The sequence below is a fragment of the Blautia sp. DFI.3.45 genome (genome assembly GCF_020593505.1).
In the GTDB taxonomy this organism is placed as follows: Bacteria; Bacillota; Clostridia; order Lachnospirales; family Lachnospiraceae; genus Blautia_A; species Blautia_A wexlerae.
On the sequence record NZ_JAJDMI010000001.1, the window covers coordinates 78,084 to 96,456 of the forward strand.

Annotated in this window: 16 protein-coding genes, 2 pseudogenes and 1 riboswitch; of the genes and pseudogenes, 5 read left to right on the plus strand and 13 right to left on the minus strand. The window is 40.9% G+C overall.

Annotation, left to right across the window (positions count from 1 at the left end):
- Nucleotides 1–65: 65 nt before the first annotated feature.
- Nucleotides 66–1,307, plus strand: a complete 1,242-nt coding sequence (gene thiH, locus LJE09_RS00365) for a 2-iminoacetate synthase ThiH (RefSeq protein ID WP_227310893.1) — start codon at nucleotides 66–68, stop codon at nucleotides 1,305–1,307.
- Nucleotides 1,288–1,884, plus strand: a complete 597-nt coding sequence (locus LJE09_RS00370; RefSeq protein WP_008707071.1) for a thiamine phosphate synthase — start codon at nucleotides 1,288–1,290, stop codon at nucleotides 1,882–1,884. Before thiH ends, LJE09_RS00370 begins: the two co-directional genes overlap by 20 nt.
- 59 nt (nucleotides 1,885–1,943) lie before the next feature.
- Here the strand turns inward: LJE09_RS00370 and thiC are convergent, their stop codons facing one another.
- From thiC to LJE09_RS00385, 3 genes are all read right to left on the minus strand, one after another.
- The gene (gene thiC / locus LJE09_RS00375) at nucleotides 1,944–3,254 is read right to left on the minus strand and encodes a phosphomethylpyrimidine synthase ThiC (RefSeq protein WP_008707069.1); all 1,311 of its coding nucleotides are present in this window, start codon (nucleotides 3,252–3,254) and stop codon (nucleotides 1,944–1,946) included.
- Between the two features lie 315 nt (nucleotides 3,255–3,569).
- Nucleotides 3,570–3,678, minus strand: a riboswitch (TPP riboswitch).
- A 101-nt stretch (nucleotides 3,679–3,779) separates the two neighbouring features.
- Nucleotides 3,780–4,787, minus strand: a complete 1,008-nt coding sequence (locus LJE09_RS00380) for a fibronectin type III domain-containing protein (protein ID WP_227310894.1) — start codon at nucleotides 4,785–4,787, stop codon at nucleotides 3,780–3,782.
- Nucleotides 4,788–4,955: 168 nt separating this feature from the next.
- Complete coding sequence (locus tag LJE09_RS00385) at nucleotides 4,956–5,234, minus strand: type II toxin-antitoxin system HicB family antitoxin (RefSeq protein ID WP_008707065.1); 279 nt, start codon at nucleotides 5,232–5,234, stop codon at nucleotides 4,956–4,958.
- Nucleotides 5,235–5,385: 151 nt separating this feature from the next.
- Here LJE09_RS00385 and LJE09_RS00390 point away from each other — a divergent pair, with 151 nt between their 5' ends.
- Nucleotides 5,386–6,192, plus strand: coding sequence for a DNA-3-methyladenine glycosylase family protein (locus tag LJE09_RS00390; RefSeq protein WP_227310895.1), 807 nt, complete (start codon nucleotides 5,386–5,388; stop codon nucleotides 6,190–6,192).
- A 212-nt stretch (nucleotides 6,193–6,404) separates the two neighbouring features.
- On the opposite strand, the pseudogene LJE09_RS18555 reads toward LJE09_RS00390, so the two are convergent.
- Nucleotides 6,405–6,809: pseudogene (locus LJE09_RS18555) on the minus strand (DUF6783 domain-containing protein).
- Here LJE09_RS18555 and LJE09_RS18560 point away from each other — a divergent pair.
- Nucleotides 6,768–6,866 (plus strand): annotated as a pseudogene (locus tag LJE09_RS18560) (DUF6783 domain-containing protein); the annotation flags it as partial. The pseudogenes LJE09_RS18555 and LJE09_RS18560 overlap by 42 nt on opposite strands.
- 80 nt (nucleotides 6,867–6,946) lie before the next feature.
- Here LJE09_RS18560 and LJE09_RS00400 read toward each other — a convergent pair.
- Nucleotides 6,947–7,594 (minus strand): endonuclease III domain-containing protein, encoded by a 648-nt coding sequence (locus LJE09_RS00400; protein WP_022380941.1) that lies wholly within the window; start codon nucleotides 7,592–7,594, stop codon nucleotides 6,947–6,949.
- A gap of 378 nt (nucleotides 7,595–7,972) precedes the next feature.
- Here LJE09_RS00400 and LJE09_RS00405 point away from each other — a divergent pair, with 378 nt between their 5' ends.
- Nucleotides 7,973–9,184, plus strand: coding sequence for an MBL fold metallo-hydrolase (locus tag LJE09_RS00405; protein WP_008707060.1), 1,212 nt, complete (start codon nucleotides 7,973–7,975; stop codon nucleotides 9,182–9,184).
- A 185-nt stretch (nucleotides 9,185–9,369) separates the two neighbouring features.
- Here the strand turns inward: LJE09_RS00405 and LJE09_RS00410 are convergent, their stop codons facing one another.
- From LJE09_RS00410 to LJE09_RS00445, 8 genes are all read right to left on the minus strand, one after another.
- On the minus strand, nucleotides 9,370–11,637 hold the full coding sequence (locus tag LJE09_RS00410; protein WP_173702367.1) for a glycogen/starch/alpha-glucan phosphorylase: 2,268 nt from the start codon (nucleotides 11,635–11,637) through the stop codon (nucleotides 9,370–9,372).
- Nucleotides 11,638–11,807: 170 nt separating this feature from the next.
- On the minus strand, nucleotides 11,808–12,695 hold the full coding sequence (locus tag LJE09_RS00415; RefSeq protein ID WP_173702368.1) for a helix-turn-helix domain-containing protein: 888 nt from the start codon (nucleotides 12,693–12,695) through the stop codon (nucleotides 11,808–11,810).
- An 18-nt stretch (nucleotides 12,696–12,713) separates the two neighbouring features.
- Nucleotides 12,714–13,544: a sensor histidine kinase gene (locus LJE09_RS00420; protein ID WP_173702369.1), complete on the minus strand. Its 831-nt coding sequence runs from the start codon at nucleotides 13,542–13,544 to the stop codon at nucleotides 12,714–12,716.
- Nucleotides 13,528–14,211 (minus strand): hypothetical protein, encoded by a 684-nt coding sequence (locus LJE09_RS00425; RefSeq protein ID WP_227310897.1) that lies wholly within the window; start codon nucleotides 14,209–14,211, stop codon nucleotides 13,528–13,530. The genes LJE09_RS00420 and LJE09_RS00425 overlap by 17 nt, the downstream gene beginning before the upstream one ends.
- A gap of 249 nt (nucleotides 14,212–14,460) precedes the next feature.
- The gene (locus LJE09_RS00430) at nucleotides 14,461–15,183 is read right to left on the minus strand and encodes a LytR/AlgR family response regulator transcription factor (protein ID WP_227310898.1); all 723 of its coding nucleotides are present in this window, start codon (nucleotides 15,181–15,183) and stop codon (nucleotides 14,461–14,463) included.
- Nucleotides 15,184–15,749: 566 nt separating this feature from the next.
- Complete coding sequence (locus LJE09_RS00435; protein ID WP_227310899.1) at nucleotides 15,750–17,339, minus strand: AAA family ATPase; 1,590 nt, start codon at nucleotides 17,337–17,339, stop codon at nucleotides 15,750–15,752.
- Nucleotides 17,340–17,554: 215 nt separating this feature from the next.
- Nucleotides 17,555–17,851 (minus strand): type II toxin-antitoxin system RelE/ParE family toxin, encoded by a 297-nt coding sequence (locus tag LJE09_RS00440; protein ID WP_144136894.1) that lies wholly within the window; start codon nucleotides 17,849–17,851, stop codon nucleotides 17,555–17,557.
- Nucleotides 17,848–18,234, minus strand: coding sequence for an AbrB/MazE/SpoVT family DNA-binding domain-containing protein (locus tag LJE09_RS00445; protein ID WP_144136893.1), 387 nt, complete (start codon nucleotides 18,232–18,234; stop codon nucleotides 17,848–17,850). Before LJE09_RS00445 ends, LJE09_RS00440 begins: the two co-directional genes overlap by 4 nt.
- Nucleotides 18,235–18,373 lie beyond the last annotated feature (139 nt).

An 18,373-nucleotide genomic window follows, 5' to 3' on the forward strand; every position in this document is an offset into this window, starting at 1 on the left:
GGAGTAGGTATTAATTTATAGGAAAACGAAAGTTGCCAAATGGTAATAAAGAGGAGAAAACATCAATGGAAACAACAGAAAAAAATATGGAACATGGGGAACACTTCAACGAAAGTATTGTCAATGAAGTGATTCTGGAAGATATGAAAAAGAACAGGATCGATCATATGAAATATCTTCCGGGAATGGAAGTACTGGAAGAATCAGACGTGATGGATCAGGTTATTTCTGCCATGAATGCTTACGATTATGATAAATATACAGAGGCAGATGTACGCAGGGCACTTGCTCATGATAACCGTACACCAGAGGATTTTCAGGCACTGCTGTCTCCGGCTGCATTGCCTCTTCTGGAGGAAATCGCACAGGCTGCGCAGAAAGAAACCAGGAAACATTTTGGGAACAGTGTGTATATGTTTACCCCTATTTATATTGCAAATTATTGTGAGAATTACTGTATTTACTGCGGATTTAACTGCCATAATAAGATCCGCAGAGCAAAGCTGAATGCAGAAGAGATTGATAAGGAAATGGCTGCTATCGCAAAGACAGGACTGCAGGAAATCCTGATTCTTACAGGAGAGAGCAGAGCAAAATCTGATGTAAAATATATCGGAGAAGCATGTAAGATTGCCCGGAAATATTTCAAAGTAATCGGACTTGAAGTTTATCCTATGAATTCAGATGAGTATGCACATCTCCATGAATGCGGAGCTGATTATGTAACGGTATTCCAGGAGACTTATAATTCAGATAAGTATGAAACTCTGCATCTTGCAGGGCACAAGCGTATATTTCCTTATCGTCTGAACGCACAGGAACGTGCTTTAAAGGGTGGTATGCGAGGGGTAGGATTTGCTGCACTTCTGGGACTGGATAATTTCCGTAAGGATGCTTTTGCCACCGGATATCATGCATATCTTTTGCAGAGAAAATATCCTCATGCAGAGATTGCATTTTCCTGTCCGAGACTTCGGCCGATCATCAACAATGACCGTATTAATCCTATGGATGTACATGAACCACAGCTGCTTCAGGTGGTCTGCGCCTATCGTTTGTTCATGCCATTTGCAAGCATTACGGTATCTACCAGAGAGTGTGAGCGTGTCCGCGATAACCTGGTTGGAATTGCTGCGACAAAGATTTCAGCAGGAGTCAGCACAGGAATCGGAAGTCATGTGGAGGATATCGAAGATAAAGGAGATGACCAGTTTGAGATTTCAGACGGAAGGTCTGTAGATGAAGTCTATAAGGCACTTTTGGATCATGATCTTCAGCCGGTTATGAATGATTATGTGTACCTCTAAAATGCAGAAAAATCCTTATGAAAATGTAATTGCAGTGACCAACCGCTCCCTGTGTCAACGTCCCTTTGCAGAACAGATCGAGCGTGTATGCAGCCTTCATCCGAAGGCGGTTATTCTGAGGGAAAAGGATCTGCCGGAGGAAGAATATTCTCGTCTGGCAGAGCAGATACTGGAAATCTGTAAGAGATATCAGGTTCCCTGCATATTACATACCTATGTAAACGTAGCAGAAAAACTGCATCATCCATACATTCATCTGCCAATATTTCTGTTGGAAAAATATGAGGGAAAGCTTGGAGGTTTCCGGCAGATCGGAAGTTCGGTCCACTCCGTAGAAGATGCATTGAAAGCAGAAAGTCTGGGAGCTGATTATCTTACGGCAGGACATATTTATACAACTGACTGTAAAAAAGGACTTCCACCCAGAGGACTGGAATTTCTGGAGAATGTCTGTAAAGCAGTAAAGATTCCTGTATATGCCATAGGAGGGATACATCCGGGAACAGGACAGTTAAATGAGATTATGGAACATGGTTCAGCCGGTGGATGTATTATGTCAGATATGATGAAGATATAGTAAATAAAAAGCCGTATTTCAACAATCAAACATGTTGAAATACGGCTTTTATAAAAGCATCATTCATCAAAAATAGTAACAATTTCACCATCCAGAATACGGTTTGTATTCTTTACGGCACAGAAGTTTCCGCACATACTGCAGGTGTCTTCTTTCTCAGGTTTGGCCTCTGCGCGGTAGCGTCTTGCTTTCTCAGGATCCATGCTGAGTTTGAACATTTCTTCCCAGTCAAGACGTTTTCTCGCTTCGCTCATCTTATAATCCCATTCTGCGGCACCGGGAACTCCTTTGGCAATATCAGCAGCATGAGCAGCAATTTTGGCAGCGATAATTCCCTCTTTTACATCAGCTGCATTTGGCAGACGAAGATGTTCTGCAGGTGTTACATAGCAGAGGAAAGCAGCACCTGAATAAGCAGCAATCGCACCGCCGATTGCGGAAGTAATGTGGTCATATCCGGGAGCAACATCTGTTACAAGCGGTCCAAGTACATAGAAAGGAGCGCCATGGCAAAGAGTTTTCTGGATTTCCATATTAGCTGCGATCTGGTTCAGCGGCATGTGGCCAGGTCCCTCGATCATAACCTGAACATCCTTTTCCCATGCACGTTTGGTAAGCTCACCGAGAGTGATCAGCTCTTCAATCTGTGCAGTATCAGTTGCATCTGCAATACATCCGGGACGACATGCATCTCCCAGACTTAAAGTGATATCATACTCTCTGCAGATATCAAGAATTTCATCAAAATGCTCATAGAACGGGTTCTCTTTTCCTGTCATTTCCATCCATGCGAACATAATAGAACCACCTCTGGAAACAATGTTCATGAGACGTTTATTCTGTTTGAAACGTGCTGCGGTTGCACGATTCATACCGCAGTGGATAGTCATAAAATCCACGCCGTCTTCTGCATGCATACGTACGATATCAATCCACTCTTCAGAAGTAATCTTGCCAAGTGCTTTGTGATAATATACTACTGCGTCGTAGATCGGAACAGTACCGATCATTGCCGGACATTCGGATGTAAGTTTGCGGCGGAAGCTTCTGGTATCTCCGTAGGAGCTGAGATCCATGATGGCTTCTGCACCCATTTCTACTGCTGAATGTACCTTTTCATATTCCATATCAACGTCTTTCCAGTCTCTGGAAACACCTAAATTTACATTGATCTTGGTGGTCAGCTTTGCACCGACACCGCTCGGACTGATGCTCTTGTGATTTTTGTTGCAGGGAATAATTACCTGTCCTTTTGCAATCAGTTCTCTTAATTCTTCCACGTCAAAGTGTTCTTTTTCTGCTACGATTTCCATCTGTGGTGTGATGATTCCCTGACGTGCCGCGTCCATCTGCGTTGTATACTGTGTCATTTTTTCCTCCTTGCCCTGCACTGTGGGCTCTTAATTGCTGCACATAGTAATAGATAAACAGCAATATTAAATGAACTGCGTCTCCTGCATACAGCAGGGACTTGCACCTGCGCATATTCGTAAGTTTTTAAGTAAACTACTGGTGTGACAGAGAGTGGTGCCCCCGGTCTGTCGTGGCAATATTTTATTGCCTTTCAAGCGTATGAAATCATTTGCCTGACTATTTGTCCGCAATTAAAACAGGGGGGGAGATAATATGATATGTCCGTTCAGAGTAAAAGGAAAACTGCAACATGCCAACAAGCATATTGCAGTGTGGAAGAACTATAACTTTCCCTACGTTGGCATTATCCAAATCAGGTAATGGGTTAAAGCGATACAGCTTACTCTCAGCCTGTTTACACAAGCACCCCTTGTCTCAATTATAATCAGTGTATCACTTAGATATGGGAAAGTCAATATAAAATTTTGGCTACGTCATTGATAACGTAGCCGGATTTATGCAATTGCTATGGATAACTATGGTCAGACTAAGGACATATTATAGGCTTTGGAATCAGAATGCCATACTTTGTTTTTCACTTTTTTATTGGCAATTACCTTAATGCCGTACTTGGTATTCTTTTTCATTCCGGTGAGTGTAAAGAAATTGGAAGTTGTTGTTTTTACTTTTTTGAAAGAACTGCTTCCCGGATATTTTATGTAAATACTGTAATTGTCTGCACCGGCAGTTCTGTTCCATTTTACGCTCATGGAGCTGTTTGTGTTGCCTGCTTTCTGAAGAGTGATGACATTGGAAATATATCTGTCCGTAGAGGTTGAACTTACATACCGTTTATTTCCCAGAACCAGGTAAGGGTAAATCTTCACCTGATAAAATGTATTGCCGGATATTGGAATGGTAAAGGAATATCTGGTATTAAAATATTTAGTTATAAGTTTGTGGGCTGCAGAACTCTGGTATACAACCTTATAACCTGTAATGGAGTTTGAAGGGTTTACAGTCTGCATATTGAAGGTATATCTGCCGGTTGATGCATAGGAAGATTTAATCTTTACCTTTGAATAAAGCGTGGTACATCCCACAGTACGGGAAGAAATCGCAATGCCGGATGAATTCAGTGCTGTGATTTTAATAACGTAAGCAGTTCCTGCTTTTAGCTTATTGATCTTAGCTTTGTTGTGGGTATTGCCAATATAGCCGAGAAAACGATAGGAAGAGGAACTTAAAGGGCTGATATTGACAGCATATTTGGAAGCATTGGTAACAGGGTTCCACTGAATAGTTACAGAATTCTCGGAAGCTGCTGTCTGTCTGATCCCTGGCTGGGCGGTAAGAGAAGCGCAGGCATTCTGTGCATCGGATGATTCAATGGCAGGGGTGTCAGAATCGTCACTTTGAGCCAGTTCCACAGATTGTTCAGCGGGTGCCAGCTGTGCTGTGGCTGCGAATACAGAGGAAGCGGACGATAACGTGAGAACAGCACTGAGTGCAATACTCACAAAGAACTTTTTGAACTTTTTTGCGTTCATAGTAAAACCTCCTTTTTTGAAGTGCAAAACGAGAGAAAAAAATCGTTTTGCAGATAGTACACCGAAGTGCGTCTGAGCAGATTTAAATGATAAAAAAGCTCCGTTAATGTTTGTTTTATTGTAACATAACGGAGCTGAATTTCTGTAATTTGTCGTTGCGGGTAGTGGTTACTCATCCCATCCGTCATACATACGGATGTTGACCTGAATATTTCTTACAATATCTCCCTCCAGCAGATCCAGATCGGATTCATCGGAAATTGCAGGGAGATCCATTTCATCTTCCATTACTTCTGCATAAATCCAGTTATAAGCAGCCTCGTTTGCATTATCGATCGCATCGTCGAGAGTGTCGCCTTCAGCTTCACAACAGGCAAGATCCGGAAAAAATGCTTTATATCTGCCTTCTTCATTTTTGCGGAAAACCGCAGGATATATAAATTTCATTGGTAAGAACCCCTTTCTGCTTTACGTTTATACTTAGAATAGTATATAATACATTCATATATTCATCAAGAAAAAAAAGAGTTATTAGTAACGTTACTGAGAACGGAGTGAACAGTAACATTGGTAACAGAAGGATAAGGGGTTATATAGTATGCTGACAATAGAAATGGATAATTTTGACCTGGGGCAGATCTGCAGATCCGGGCAGTGCTTTCGGATGGATCAGATCGGTGATGACCGTTACCGGGTGATTGCGGGAGATAAATATCTGGAACTGACTCAGGAGAGAGGAATTGTCAATTTCTTTTGTCCGGAAGAAGATTTCATTTTCTTCTGGATCCGGTATTTTGATCTGGATTGTGATTACAGTGAATATATAAACATGATCAATCCAAGGGATAAATATCTGACAGCAGCAGGAGAGATGGGAAGCGGAATCCGCATTCTGCAGCAGGACCTGTGGGAGATGATTATTTCATTCCTGATCTCTCAGCAGAATAATATTACAAGAATAAAGAAGTGTATTGAAAATATCAGCCGGGAATTTGGAGTAAGAAAAATAAGCAGTACAGGCGCAGAATATTATGCGTTTCCGACTGCACAGGCACTGGCTTTGGCAACGGAAGAACAGCTTCGGGAGTGCAATCTGGGATACAGAGCAAAATATGTTCTGGATACAGCCAGAAAAGTCTGTTTCGGAGACATTTCACTTGACAGTCTGCATGATATGACTTATAAAGCTGCACGAAAAGAACTTCTGGGACTGTACGGAGTTGGTGAGAAAGTAGCTGACTGTATCTGTCTTTTCGGACTGCATCAGCTGGATGCATTTCCTGTAGATACTCACATTCGCCAGGCATTGGATGCCCATTATAAACGGGGATTTCCAAACAGACGTTATAAGGGTTGTCGGGGCGTGATGCAGCAGTATATATTTTATTATGAACTGATGAAGTAACTGTTCAGTCAGGGATTCTGCATGAAAATGGCAAAGTTGATTTTCAAGAGAGTCTTACTTGTATCAGGAGGAGTGTAAGCTCCTTCTGATAAACTGCGGAGCAGTTATTCGGTGTAGAGCTGCGTAGCGAAGCGGATTGCAAATATCTGCTTGACTAAAAAGTATATAAGAGGAGGAATGTTATTATGGAAGTCGGGGCAATGTTAGACGAATTAAGAGAAAAAGCACTGAAAGACCGTAACATCTGGCAGGAACTGATGGATACCAGAAAGGCGGAACAGCCGCTTGCCGCTTTCTGCGCGAAGTGTCGGGAACTGGGATATCAGATTTATGAGATGGATCTGATCACAGCCGGAGAAGAATTTTATGCTACCATGCGAAGAAGTACAAACGGTGGAGGTGAAAACTCTCCGAAGCTTGCAGGGGAAGACGATTTCTATGAACTTTTCTTCGCAAGCCTTGAGGAGCACATTTAGACAAATAAGAAAGTCCTCATCTGCTGAGCTAGAGTGTGTCTGAAAAATCATTCCCGCAATCTGCACGCCCCACTTTGCGGGATATTTCACCCGAATTCAGTTGCCGTAGCCCACTACGGCGCCCTCATCCGGGCAAAATATCCCACAAATTGTGACGCACATCTTGCAGAAAGCCTTTTTCAGACACGCTCTGGTTAAAGAAACACAGAGATGGGGATTTTCTTTGGGATAATGTGTATAATGGTATGGATTATTTTGGTTATATGTGTATAAAATAATTATTCCCGGCTGTCTACACCATTTTTTTCACAGATATCATTCAGACAGCACCTGTCACAGTAAGGTTTAGTGCGTGCTGTACAGACATCGCGGCCATGATTGACCAGGCGGTGACAGAGATCATTGCCTTCTTCGGGCGGAATGATCTTCCATAAAGCCATTTCTACTTTCTTAGGTTCTTTCATATTATCGACCAGACCGATGCGGTTGGAGAGACGGATGCAATGGGTATCTGTCACGATCGCCGGTTTGCCGAATACATCTCCCATAATCAGATTGGCACTCTTTCTTCCAACTCCGGGAAGCTTCAGCAGAGCATCAAAATCCCCGGGAACATTGTCATGATACTGTTCGTGGAGGATTTTCATGCAGGCACTGATATCTCTTGCTTTACTCTTACCCAGACCACAGGGACGTACGATTGCTTCGATATCTGCAACATCTGCATTTGCAAGAGCTTCTACAGTAGGAAACTTTGCATACAGATCCTGTACAACTACATTTACTCTTGCATCTGTACACTGTGCAGCCAGACGCACACTTACCAGTAATTTCCATGCATTATCATAATCCAGAGTGCAGTCTGCATCAGGATATTCCTTTTTTAACCGTTCAATGACCTCGAGAGCCAGTTCCTGTTTTGTCATAAGTGTTCTATCTCCATTCTGCTGATATTTTATATTTGTTTTTCCTCAGGTGTATTTGAAAAATCATTCTCACAAATTATGACACACATCTTGCGAAAAACATTTTTCAAACACGTTCTTTTATTTCAGATGAGTTACTGTTTACTCTGTTCTCAGTAACGCAGCCAAAATTCATTCCAGATTGCCTGCGGCAATGGGATTTTGGCTTGTATGTCTCGGGATTTTGGCATATTTATGCTAAAACACCTCGCGGAATAGTGATATGTGAACAGTAACCAGTAATCATACGACACTATAATAACACAAACAACACCCTCTTGCATTTCCAATTTCCCTATATTAAAATAAAACTAACCATTGTAAACAAGAGGGAAAAGAATGAAGGTACGAATGTATAATGTAGGTTTCGGAGACTGCTTCTGTCTCCGGGACAGAAAGAAGAGTCTGCTGGTAGATTTCGGAACAAATAACAGCAGGATAGAGGGGCGCCCCAGAAGAGAAATATTTGATGTGATCATCTCAGATCTGTCTACGATCAAGAGTAAAAATCTGCTTCTGACACATTTTCATATGGATCATCTGTCAGGGCTTCTTTATATGATGAAGAAAAAAGATATTTCTGTTGACTTTGGGAAAATTTATCTTCCCGATGTTTTTTCAAAAAAAGAAATGAGCAGAACACTGGTGCTGCTGCTTCTGGCAGATTTGTTAAAAGAATCCGGATTGCCAAGCCGTCAGGTCAGCCTGTTTGCACTGGTGGATGCACTTCTGGAGAACAAACAGAACGTGGAACTGTTAAGCAGGGGAAAACTGTTTGAAAACAAATATCAGGCACTCTGGCCGGATACAGATGTAATCCGGAAGGAGACGGACGAAGTCTATAACAGAATCTGCGAAGATGGGAAATTTAAAGAAGTAATGGATGTTCTGCTTGAATTTGCAGAGAAACTGAGACTGATCGTATGGTCTATGACTGCTGAAGGCAATAAACCGGCGGAAACTGTGGAAAAAGAAACAGATTTAACAGCATCTGAGCTGACAGAACAGCCGGAGGTCCGTCAGAAAATTATCCGGGCATATGTGTATGAGCGTGAATTTCGCAGAATCAAAGCACTTCCTGATTTTAAGAAACTGCTGGCATGGCTGAATGAGAATCAGATAAATCTGCGGCAGTTCAAACATAAGATCAGTATTGTGTTCCAGAATGCCAGAGACGGAGAATTAAATCTTTTGTTTACCGGGGATGCACAGCCTGAGCATCTGAAAATGATCGCAGAGAACTATGATGGAAAATTGCCATTATACGAACATTACTGGTGTATCAAGGTGCCCCATCATGGAACACAGGGACATTATTTTGATTTCTCTCAGTATGAACCTGAAAATATGCTGATCTCTAATGGAATCCATTTTGCCAACAGCAAGAAAGAGTCAAAAGAACTCCGTACTTCACCGCTCTATGGAGGCTTGTTTTATATCCCGGATACTCATATGTACTGTTCAAACTGTGACTGCTGCGACAGTTACGAGAACGGATGTTCCTGTAAGGAGGCGGATGTTATCTCTCCTGCTTATTACAAGGATATATAAAGCGGTATATTTTGCTCGGATTCGGTTGCCGTAGTTATAGTCTGATTTGAATTAATACAGTGGGAGATTTTTATGATTTTATGATCTGATAAACATAAAACAGCAGACATCTGTATATTCCATCGAATATACAATGCCTGCTGTTTGTTTTTTACAGAATTTATATGATCACAAATTTTATTGGATTATTTTGCCGGTGTCAGGTGCCAGATATCGTTGTTGTACTGTTCGATAGTTCTGTCAGAAGAGAAGAATCCGGCTTTTGCAATATTAACCAGCATCTTCTTTGCCCATGTTTTTCTGTCTGCGTAATCAGCCAGTGCCTGATCTTTCTTCTCAACATAATCGTTGAAGTCAAGCAGTGTCATAAACCAGTCTTTGCTTACCAGTTCGTGGTGCAGTCTTTCGAGATTTTCTTTGTGGCCAAGTGCCAGCATCTTTTCACTTACAATGAAGTCAACACATTCCTTGATGCGTTTGTCATTTTCATAAATATCTCTGGAGCAGTAGTCAGCTTTCTCGTAATGTTCGATAACTTTCTCACTGGATTCACCGAAGATATAGATGTTATCTTCACCAACCAGTTCGCTGATCTCAACATTAGCGCCATCCATAGTTCCCAGAGTAACGGCACCGTTCAGCATGAACTTCATGTTACCTGTACCACTTGCTTCTTTGGAAGCCAGGGAGATCTGCTCAGAAATATCGCATGCAGGGAATAATTTTTCGGCTGCGGATACATTGTAGTTCTCAACCATAACAAGCTTCATGTATGGTGCAACTTCCGGATCATCTTTGATGAGATCCTGGAGTGTGAGCAGAAGATGAATGATATCCTTTGCAATCACATAAGCAGGAGCTGCTTTTGCACCGAAGATAAAGGTTACAGGCTGAGCTGGTTTCTTTCCACCCTTAATCTCCAGATATTTGCTGATGATGTACAGAGCGTTTAACTGCTGACGTTTGTACTCATGGAGACGTTTGATCTGGATATCATAAATGCTGTTCTCATCAATTTCAACACCTGTGTTAGAGAGGATAAATTCTTTACAGGTTTTCTTAGCTTCTGTTTTGATCTCAAGAAGCTTGTTCAGAACTGCCTCATCATCCTTATATTTCAGGAGATTTTCCAGAGCAGTTGCATTTGTTTTAAACTCATCACCGATCAGAGAGGTAATATAGTCTGTTAGCGGATGATTGCAGTGCATTAACCAGCGGCGGAATGTGATACCGTTAGTTTTGTTGTTGAATTTCTCCGGATAAATATCATAGAAAGCTTTCAGCTCGCTTGTTTTCAGGATTTCTGTATGCAGGGCAGCAACACCGTTGATGGAGAATCCATAGTGGATATCCATATGTGCCATGTGAACCAGGTTGTTCTTGTCGATGATGGCTACATTTTCCTGAGGATATTTTGCTTTGATCTTTTCATCCAGCTTTTCGATGATTGGTACAAGGTGAGGAACTACATCAAGAAGGTAGTCCATTGGCCATTTTTCCAGAGCCTCTGCAAGGATAGTATGGTTTGTGTAAGCGCATACTTTGGATACAATCTCAGCAGCCTCATCAAAGTCAATTCCACGCTCTGTCAGGAGACGGATCAGTTCAGGAATGACCATACTTGGGTGAGTATCGTTGATCTGGATCACTGCGTAGTCTGCAAGGTCATGCAGGTTGCAGCCTTTCTTTGTTGCTTCGTCCAGGATGAACTGAGCGGCATTGGATACCATGAAATACTGCTGGAAGATACGGAGTTTACGTCCGTCATCATCGCTGTCATCCGGATACAGGAACAGTGTCAGGTTGTGAAGGATGTCCTTTTTGTTAAAGGAAATTCCATCGTGAACCATGGATTCATCTGCCAGATCAATGTCAAATAAGTGCAGATGAATGGATTTGTTATTGTAGCCTGCAACGTCGATATCGTACAGGGAAGATTTCAGTGAGAATCCGCGGAACGGTACAGTATAGGAAACACCTGCAGGTGTGAGCCAGCTGTGTTCTTCAATCCATGGGTTCGGAGTTTCCTTCTGAAGTCTGTTCTCAAAGAGCTGTTTGAAAAGACCCAGATGATAATTCAGACCAATACCTTCGCCCGGAAGACCGAGAGTTGCGATGGAATCCAGGAAGCATGCTGCCAGACGTCCAAGACCACCGTTTCCAAGAGATGGTTCCGGTTCAACTTCTTCGATGTCAGCGATGGCTTTTCCATTCTCTTTTAAGAATGCAGCAACATCATCATAGATTCCCAGATTGATCAGGTTGTTGGATAATAATTTACCGATCAGGAACTCTGCGGAAATGTAATAGATTTTCTTCTTTCCATCCTGATAGCCTTTTTCGAAGAGCTGGTTTTTGGTATAAATCAATAATGCGTTGTAAATTTCTTCGTTTGTGCACTGGCGTGTGTTTTTCTTATACAGGTCGTAGATGAGCTTTTCTAAATTTTCCATCGTAATCTCCCTTTCTGAAATGAATATGTGTTTTTTTATGAGTTAGATTGCTTATTTTTTAGTTTTGAATAGTGTATTGTTTTTGATTTATATCAGGAAGAGAAGTTCTCTTGCTGACATCTATAACTATATCAGCAGTCTATTTAAAAAAATACAACAAAATTGCGATTTTATGACAGGTTTCTGCGAAACTTATGAGGAGACATTCCGGTTGCCTGCTGGAACTTCTTGATGAAATAGCTGGTGTTGTTGAAACCTACTTCCAGTGCGATCTCTGTGACAGAGGAGTCGGAGTGCAGAAGCATAGGCTTTGCTTTCTCAATGCGCAGGTCATTGATATAGGCAATCAGAGTCTTACCGGTATATTGCTTAAACAGTTTCATAAAGTAGTATTCGCTGTAATTAGAGAGAGCAGTGAGCTCTGCTGCGGTCAGCGGCTGTGAATAATTGAGGTTGATGTAGTCCAGGATCTTTTTAATAGAAGCAAGACTTTTGTTCTCTTCCTTATCTGCGGGAGTGATGTAATTTCCCATGAGCATTTCGTAGAAAAAGCTGAAGAACAGAGCCTTTAATTTTACGAAATAATATGGCTTTTTTTCTTTATGGCAGGCATGTATCCTGTCAAAAAGCTGGCAGATATTTCCGTAATTCTCATCAGATCTGGAAATAATATGGGTAAATTCCGCCTGATTATCCATCAGTAAGGAAATGACACGTTCCTGACATAAATCTCCCGCCGGGCCTGACAGGAAGTTCAGGTCAAAAACAATACTACGGAAATAAAGGATATTCTTCAGATCTGTTTTTATGCCATGGAGAACTCCACGGTTCACAATGATCAGGTCACCGGTCTTGACGCGGAGGATCTCTTTATTCAGACGGACCAGTCCACTGCCGGATTCAATATAGATCAGTTCCATCTCGTCATGCCAGTGGTTGTAGAGAGAATGGAAGATTTCGCAGTTGTCTGTATATGTTTCTATGGGAAGCTCAAAGGAGCCGTGAGAGCTTCGTTCTTTCAGGGTATCATCTACTTCGATTGTGGGAGTAACTGGCATGGAAAGCGCCTCCTTTTTTCAGAGATTTTTTATCTGTAGTAAGACAATGGAATCAAAAGTATTATTATGGTCGATCCACTGATAGGAGCCATTATACTTCTGGCAGATATCTTCAATAATAGAAAGCCCATATCCATGAGCTCCCGGTTCTGATTTCGTAGTCTTATGTGTAAAAGTCTGCATCGGGTTCTTGGTATTGTGCATATACACAGTCAGAAATCCGTTGGAAATGTTTGCAGACAGCCGGATTGCAGGATCAGGATTGCCGGAAGCGCTACAAGCTTCGATAGCGTTGTCCAGAAGATTAAAAAATATACTGCTCAGGTCAGTCGTATTAATGGAAATCTTTTCCGGTAAAAGGATCTCGTAGGATATATGGATATGTTCCTGTTCTGCACGAAGCCGTTTTCCTTCCAGGATTGCCTGTAACAGGTTATTTTGACAGTAAGGATGAAAACGCTTTTTCTGAAAAGTCTGATTCAGATTTCTGATTGCAGTATCAGCCTGTTCATATTTTCCCTGTTCCAGAAGTATCTGGAAATCCTGAAGTTCCTGTACAGTTTTGGTCTGAAAATCCCGAGTATCCTGTCTGCGGATCTGAAGACTGTAATCCTGTTCCTGTTTTAACTGTTTCTGTTTTTGGAGAAAAGTCAGTTCCATTTCAGTATTGGATTTCTTTAACACATCAGAAAGAACGCAGTATAAAAGGATACAGATAAGGACCATAAATACTGCCAGGATCAGAAACATATGATCAATTTTTTCTGTATAAATTGTAGACAGAAAATATAGTAGCTGGAATACAAAGAGGAAGAGAAATAAAGGAATCAATTTAATGTTCTTTCTCATGACTGCAATCCTCCTCTGGTTGTTTTTCTTTTGGTCTGCAATTAAGTCTGGACAGAACAGAAGCGGTATATGTTCCGGCTTCCTCATATTTTTTCATATCCATCAGATACATGACAGACATGATGTGATTCTCAATATCATGATTCCATTTCCGGAGACTGGCATATTCATTACTTAACTGAACGGAATCATTTATCTGCTTTTTCATCAGCTCAATTTCCATTTTTTTCTGTAAATATTCCCTGTGCTGTTGGGCTAAAGAATGGACTGCACGCAGAAACAACAGATAACTGCCGATGCATATGATCCAGTAAATGATGCTCAGAGCCAGAACTGCTTCGGGCTTTTTCTGAAGGGAAATTATAACATTGAGAAAAACCGGAGCGACCAGTGGCAGTAACAGTTGTAAAAAGGTGAGTATTTTCAAATAATCTATACACTGTCGCAGGATTTCTGATATTTTCCAGAGAAGAAACAGGCCAAGCAGGATGTTGGAGAGTTCGATAACGAAATATTCTGCAGGTGAACAACTGGATATCAGGTTGTGCGGAGTATAGGTATTGGTCGGTATAAAAAGATTATGAAGTGCAATGAAAACACTGGTACATAAAATTTCCGGACAGATTACCAGCAGCTGGAAAATAAAATAAACAGCTAATTTTTTCATAAAAGATGCCTGGAATAAAAAAAGTGTTACAAGAAATGTTGTAAGCTGAAATACGATTGTTATTCCATTATGCTGTGATTCACGCTTGAACCAAAATAACAATGCCATAAATACTGACAGACACAAAAACAGTGGAAGTGAGATCTTGCGTTTGCAGAGCAGGATTCTGCAGCAAAAGTAAAGCAGTCCAAAACACAGATAAAGGCTGGATAGAATACACAAAAATAGATTGATCATATGACTGCCCATTTACTGTACCTCCCTGTGACCGGCAAGCATCATGAAAGCAAATGAATCCTTAAACTGCTGGTAATAAGATCTGCTGACAGGGATCTCTGTGTTATCAGAAAGTATAATGCCCTTATGACTGTAAGTACGTACAGCATGGAGATTGACGGCAAAGCTGTTATGGCAGAGACAGAAATCTGGTTTCATTCTTTCTGTAAGAGCTGTCAGTCTTTCTTTTGTTGTATATGTTCCTGTTCTGGTATAGATCGTGGTCTGCCTCAGATTTCGTTCCAGATAAAGAATATCGGAGCAGAGCACCTGATAATTGCGTGAATTTCCGGAGAAATACAGATATCGTGTATGCAGTTTCTCGAGCTTCTGGCACGCTGCTCTCAGAGCCAGAGGAAGATACTTTTCCATCTGCTGTTTATGGATAAAGTAGGTGTGTTCTGTCTCATATACTGCGGTAGCATATTGCAGATACTGGCTGATAAAAATAATCTGAGTGTCCGGATTGATATGGTTGATCTTTTCTGCAAGTGAGATGCCATTTACAGTGTCAGAACCAAGATCAATATCCGTCAGTACAATGGGATAAGGGCATCCATTTTCAGCAACAGCCCGGAGAAATTCATCACCGGATATAAAATGTGTTATTTCAAAAGCTCCCGGAGGATACTTTTGCAGAATAGTATGTATTATTTCATAATGTGAAGGGTTGTCTTCGCAGATTGCAAGTTTCAAAATTGGATTAAGCTCCTTTGGATTAAAGTGGTTGTAGTTTCTTATGTCAGTGACAATATCTGTCGGATATGCCAGATGGATAAAATGAACTGTATTTCCAATAATCATACTATAAAAAATAACGGGATGCAATTTGTCTGTGAGGAAGATTGGAAAAAATTGGTTAAATATGTAGTGAAATATAGTTGTTTGTGTGAATGTATGCGATTTCGGGAGTCTGTGTGATACAATCAGGATATGGAAACAAAGAAGCGATTTTAAAGATTTTGTACGTGAAAAAATTATTAATTCCTGGTACTTTCAAGCGCTGAGTATAGAATATATGTGAAAGCGGTATTGTTTCCATGGGAGAAGAAAAATATTATAAGAATGACTGTCTGAAAATCATTATGGACATATATAAAGTGATTGGAAGTATCAGGAAACTTCTGGTAATAATACAAATGACGAAGGAATAGACAGAGAGTGGGAATGGGTTAGCTTACAAGAGCTTCCCATTCCTGCATTTCTTTTCTCGTATAGATAATCGGTAAGATGTTCTTCGTAAAGGACAATCAGCCCCTTTATTATTTCTCAGAGTATTTTTCGATTACACAATTATGTGTTTTCTGTTTTTTATCATAAGAAATTCCAACAAGTAAAATATTGTCAGTATAATTTGTAATAGCCTCAGGGTACTGCCTGTTTTTTATCTGCCGGATTGCGGTCTGGGCATTTTGATTCCATTTTAACTCAACAACAAGTGCAGGGTAATCTCTGGAATATTCTGGTTTTGGGAGGTAGACAAAATCTGCAAAACCTCTGCCTGCAGGAAATTCACGTATAGGTTTAAAATAATACCGCATAGTGCTGAGATAACCGATGGACAGAATGCTGCTGAGGGAGTTTTCGTTGTTGTACTGAATAGCTGAAGCGTATTCATTGTGTATTTTTTCAATGGATCTGGCCACAGTGTCTGCGTCCATGTCCAGAGTGGCATCCAGCAACTCTGAGGATTCCTGCTGGAATGTCAGAAATTCATTCCATTTCTTTCGTTTAACAGCTTTGGCAAGTTCCTGACGGATTTCTTCGTTTGGAACAAATGCAGAATGAGTGTCCTGATCATAACCCAGATATCCCAGATGGATCAGGCAGGTAAGAATATCATCTCTGCAGGTAAAGTTCACCATATCATTCTGGAAAGTCGTAGGATCGATTTCTACGGAATTACCGGACAACATTTCTATAATGGCAGTTTTGAGTCCGTCAAAATCCATATTGATCAGAGGCACAATTGCTTCGTAGGTTCCGGTATCCGACCAGTAGCTTTGGAATTTATTCCAGATCATTAATTCTACTACTGCTTTAGGATTGTATACCTGATATTGCTCCAGCAGATAACCGTCATACCAGTGCTTGGTTTTGGAGAAATCCCGGTGGTATTTTTCGCAGAGCATTCGTACTTCTTCCTCCGTAAAGCCAATATATCTGGAAAAGATCCTGGCGTCAGTCATTGTAAACTCCGCAAAATTGTTCAGAGCTGACTGTGTTTTGATTTTTTTGATTGGAAGAATCCCGGTGAGGTAAGCCAGTTGAATATATTTGGTAGGTTCAGAACCTTTGAACATACCGCGGAGAAAGTTGATGTATTCCTCTTGGACTATCAGGTCGGTAGAGGCATCTCGGATTAAAACATCCCATTCATCAATAATTACTACGAACTTTTGACCAGTGGCAGTGTTAATGCAGGACAGAGCCTCAGGCAGAGAGCTTATGGAGTCAGGCAGAATTTCAGGGTAATAATTTCTTAATTCCAGAATCGTTTTTTCAGTGATGTAGGAAACTACATTCTCCGGACCGCCGGCTGGTTCCATACACCATTGAATATCCAGATGGATCACATCATATTGATTCAGATATTTCGTGAAACCAGGTGCCTGACCGATTTCCAGAGATGAGAACATTTCTTCGGAACTACAGCCTTTACAGTAATATGCGGTGAGCATATCGGCAGTGATGGATTTCCCGAACCTACGGGGGCGACTGTTGCATATGAATTTTGCAGTGGTGTCCATAACCTTATTTGTATATGCCAGCAAACCGGTTTTATCTACATAGATTTCTGAATTCAGCGCAACCTGAAAAGCACTGTTTCCGGAATTTACAAATCGTCCCATGGAAATGACTCCTTTCTGTTCAGTGATTTTTATCATGTATACTGATTGGTTTCTTTGGTCTATTGTAAAATGCTATATTCAGAATGTCAATGAGGTATGGGAAAGATATCAGACATCTGATACGGGAGCGCAGGAATAAATTTTGTCAATAGAATAATCCCCTGGAAGTACTGATTAACTTCCGGGGGATTATCTTGTGATACAAATATGTACTGTTATATAGTGCGTATATAACGTTTTAACTCCTCGTAAAAATTTTCTCTGGTTCCGGCCATGATAACGATGATTATCAAATCATCAAGCTGTCTCACCCGATATGTCAGTTCATAATTAGTTTTATTATAATAAATGTCATAACCGTACATTCCTGCCAGATCACCTGTCTTTTCTTCGCCGATGGAATAATCTTCACATATCATTTCAATAGCTTCTTTGTACAGAGATTTCAGCTTTTTATCTTTAAGTTTTTTCAGAAATTTTGCTGCAGGTGGAAGGATCTGTACCTGTGTCATTTTTCATCCTCCGTTCCGAAAACATCCTCTAAGGAGTATCCTCCTGATTTAGATTCTGCGACCCGGTCTGCTTCGGCAAGCATTGCTTCAACTGCCGGACGGATTTTTCGCTGTGTCTGTTTAAATTTCTCAAGTAATTCTTCACCGCTATATCCCTGTCTGATCAGATCGGCAAGAATCTGTTCGGCAAATTCACCACTGGTATTTTCTTTAACGGGGCGTAAAACCAGTTCGTTTCCACGCATGATACATTCTGCTTCCGTATTAAAACCCAGAAGCGTAAAAAATTTCTGCGGGATAGTAATCTGGCGTTTAGATGAAATACTGACTTTTTTTGATTCCATGGATGTGCTGCCTTTCAATGGGATTGTTGCTGTTGCCATTCGTGTATGTCTCCTTCCTATTTTATGTTTGTTTATTCTGTAATATACATACTGCTTGGTTTCTTTGTTCTTTGTTATATTGTAAAATATTATGTTTGGGATGTCAATTACAGAGAAGTAAAATCAGTTTCTTTATTGA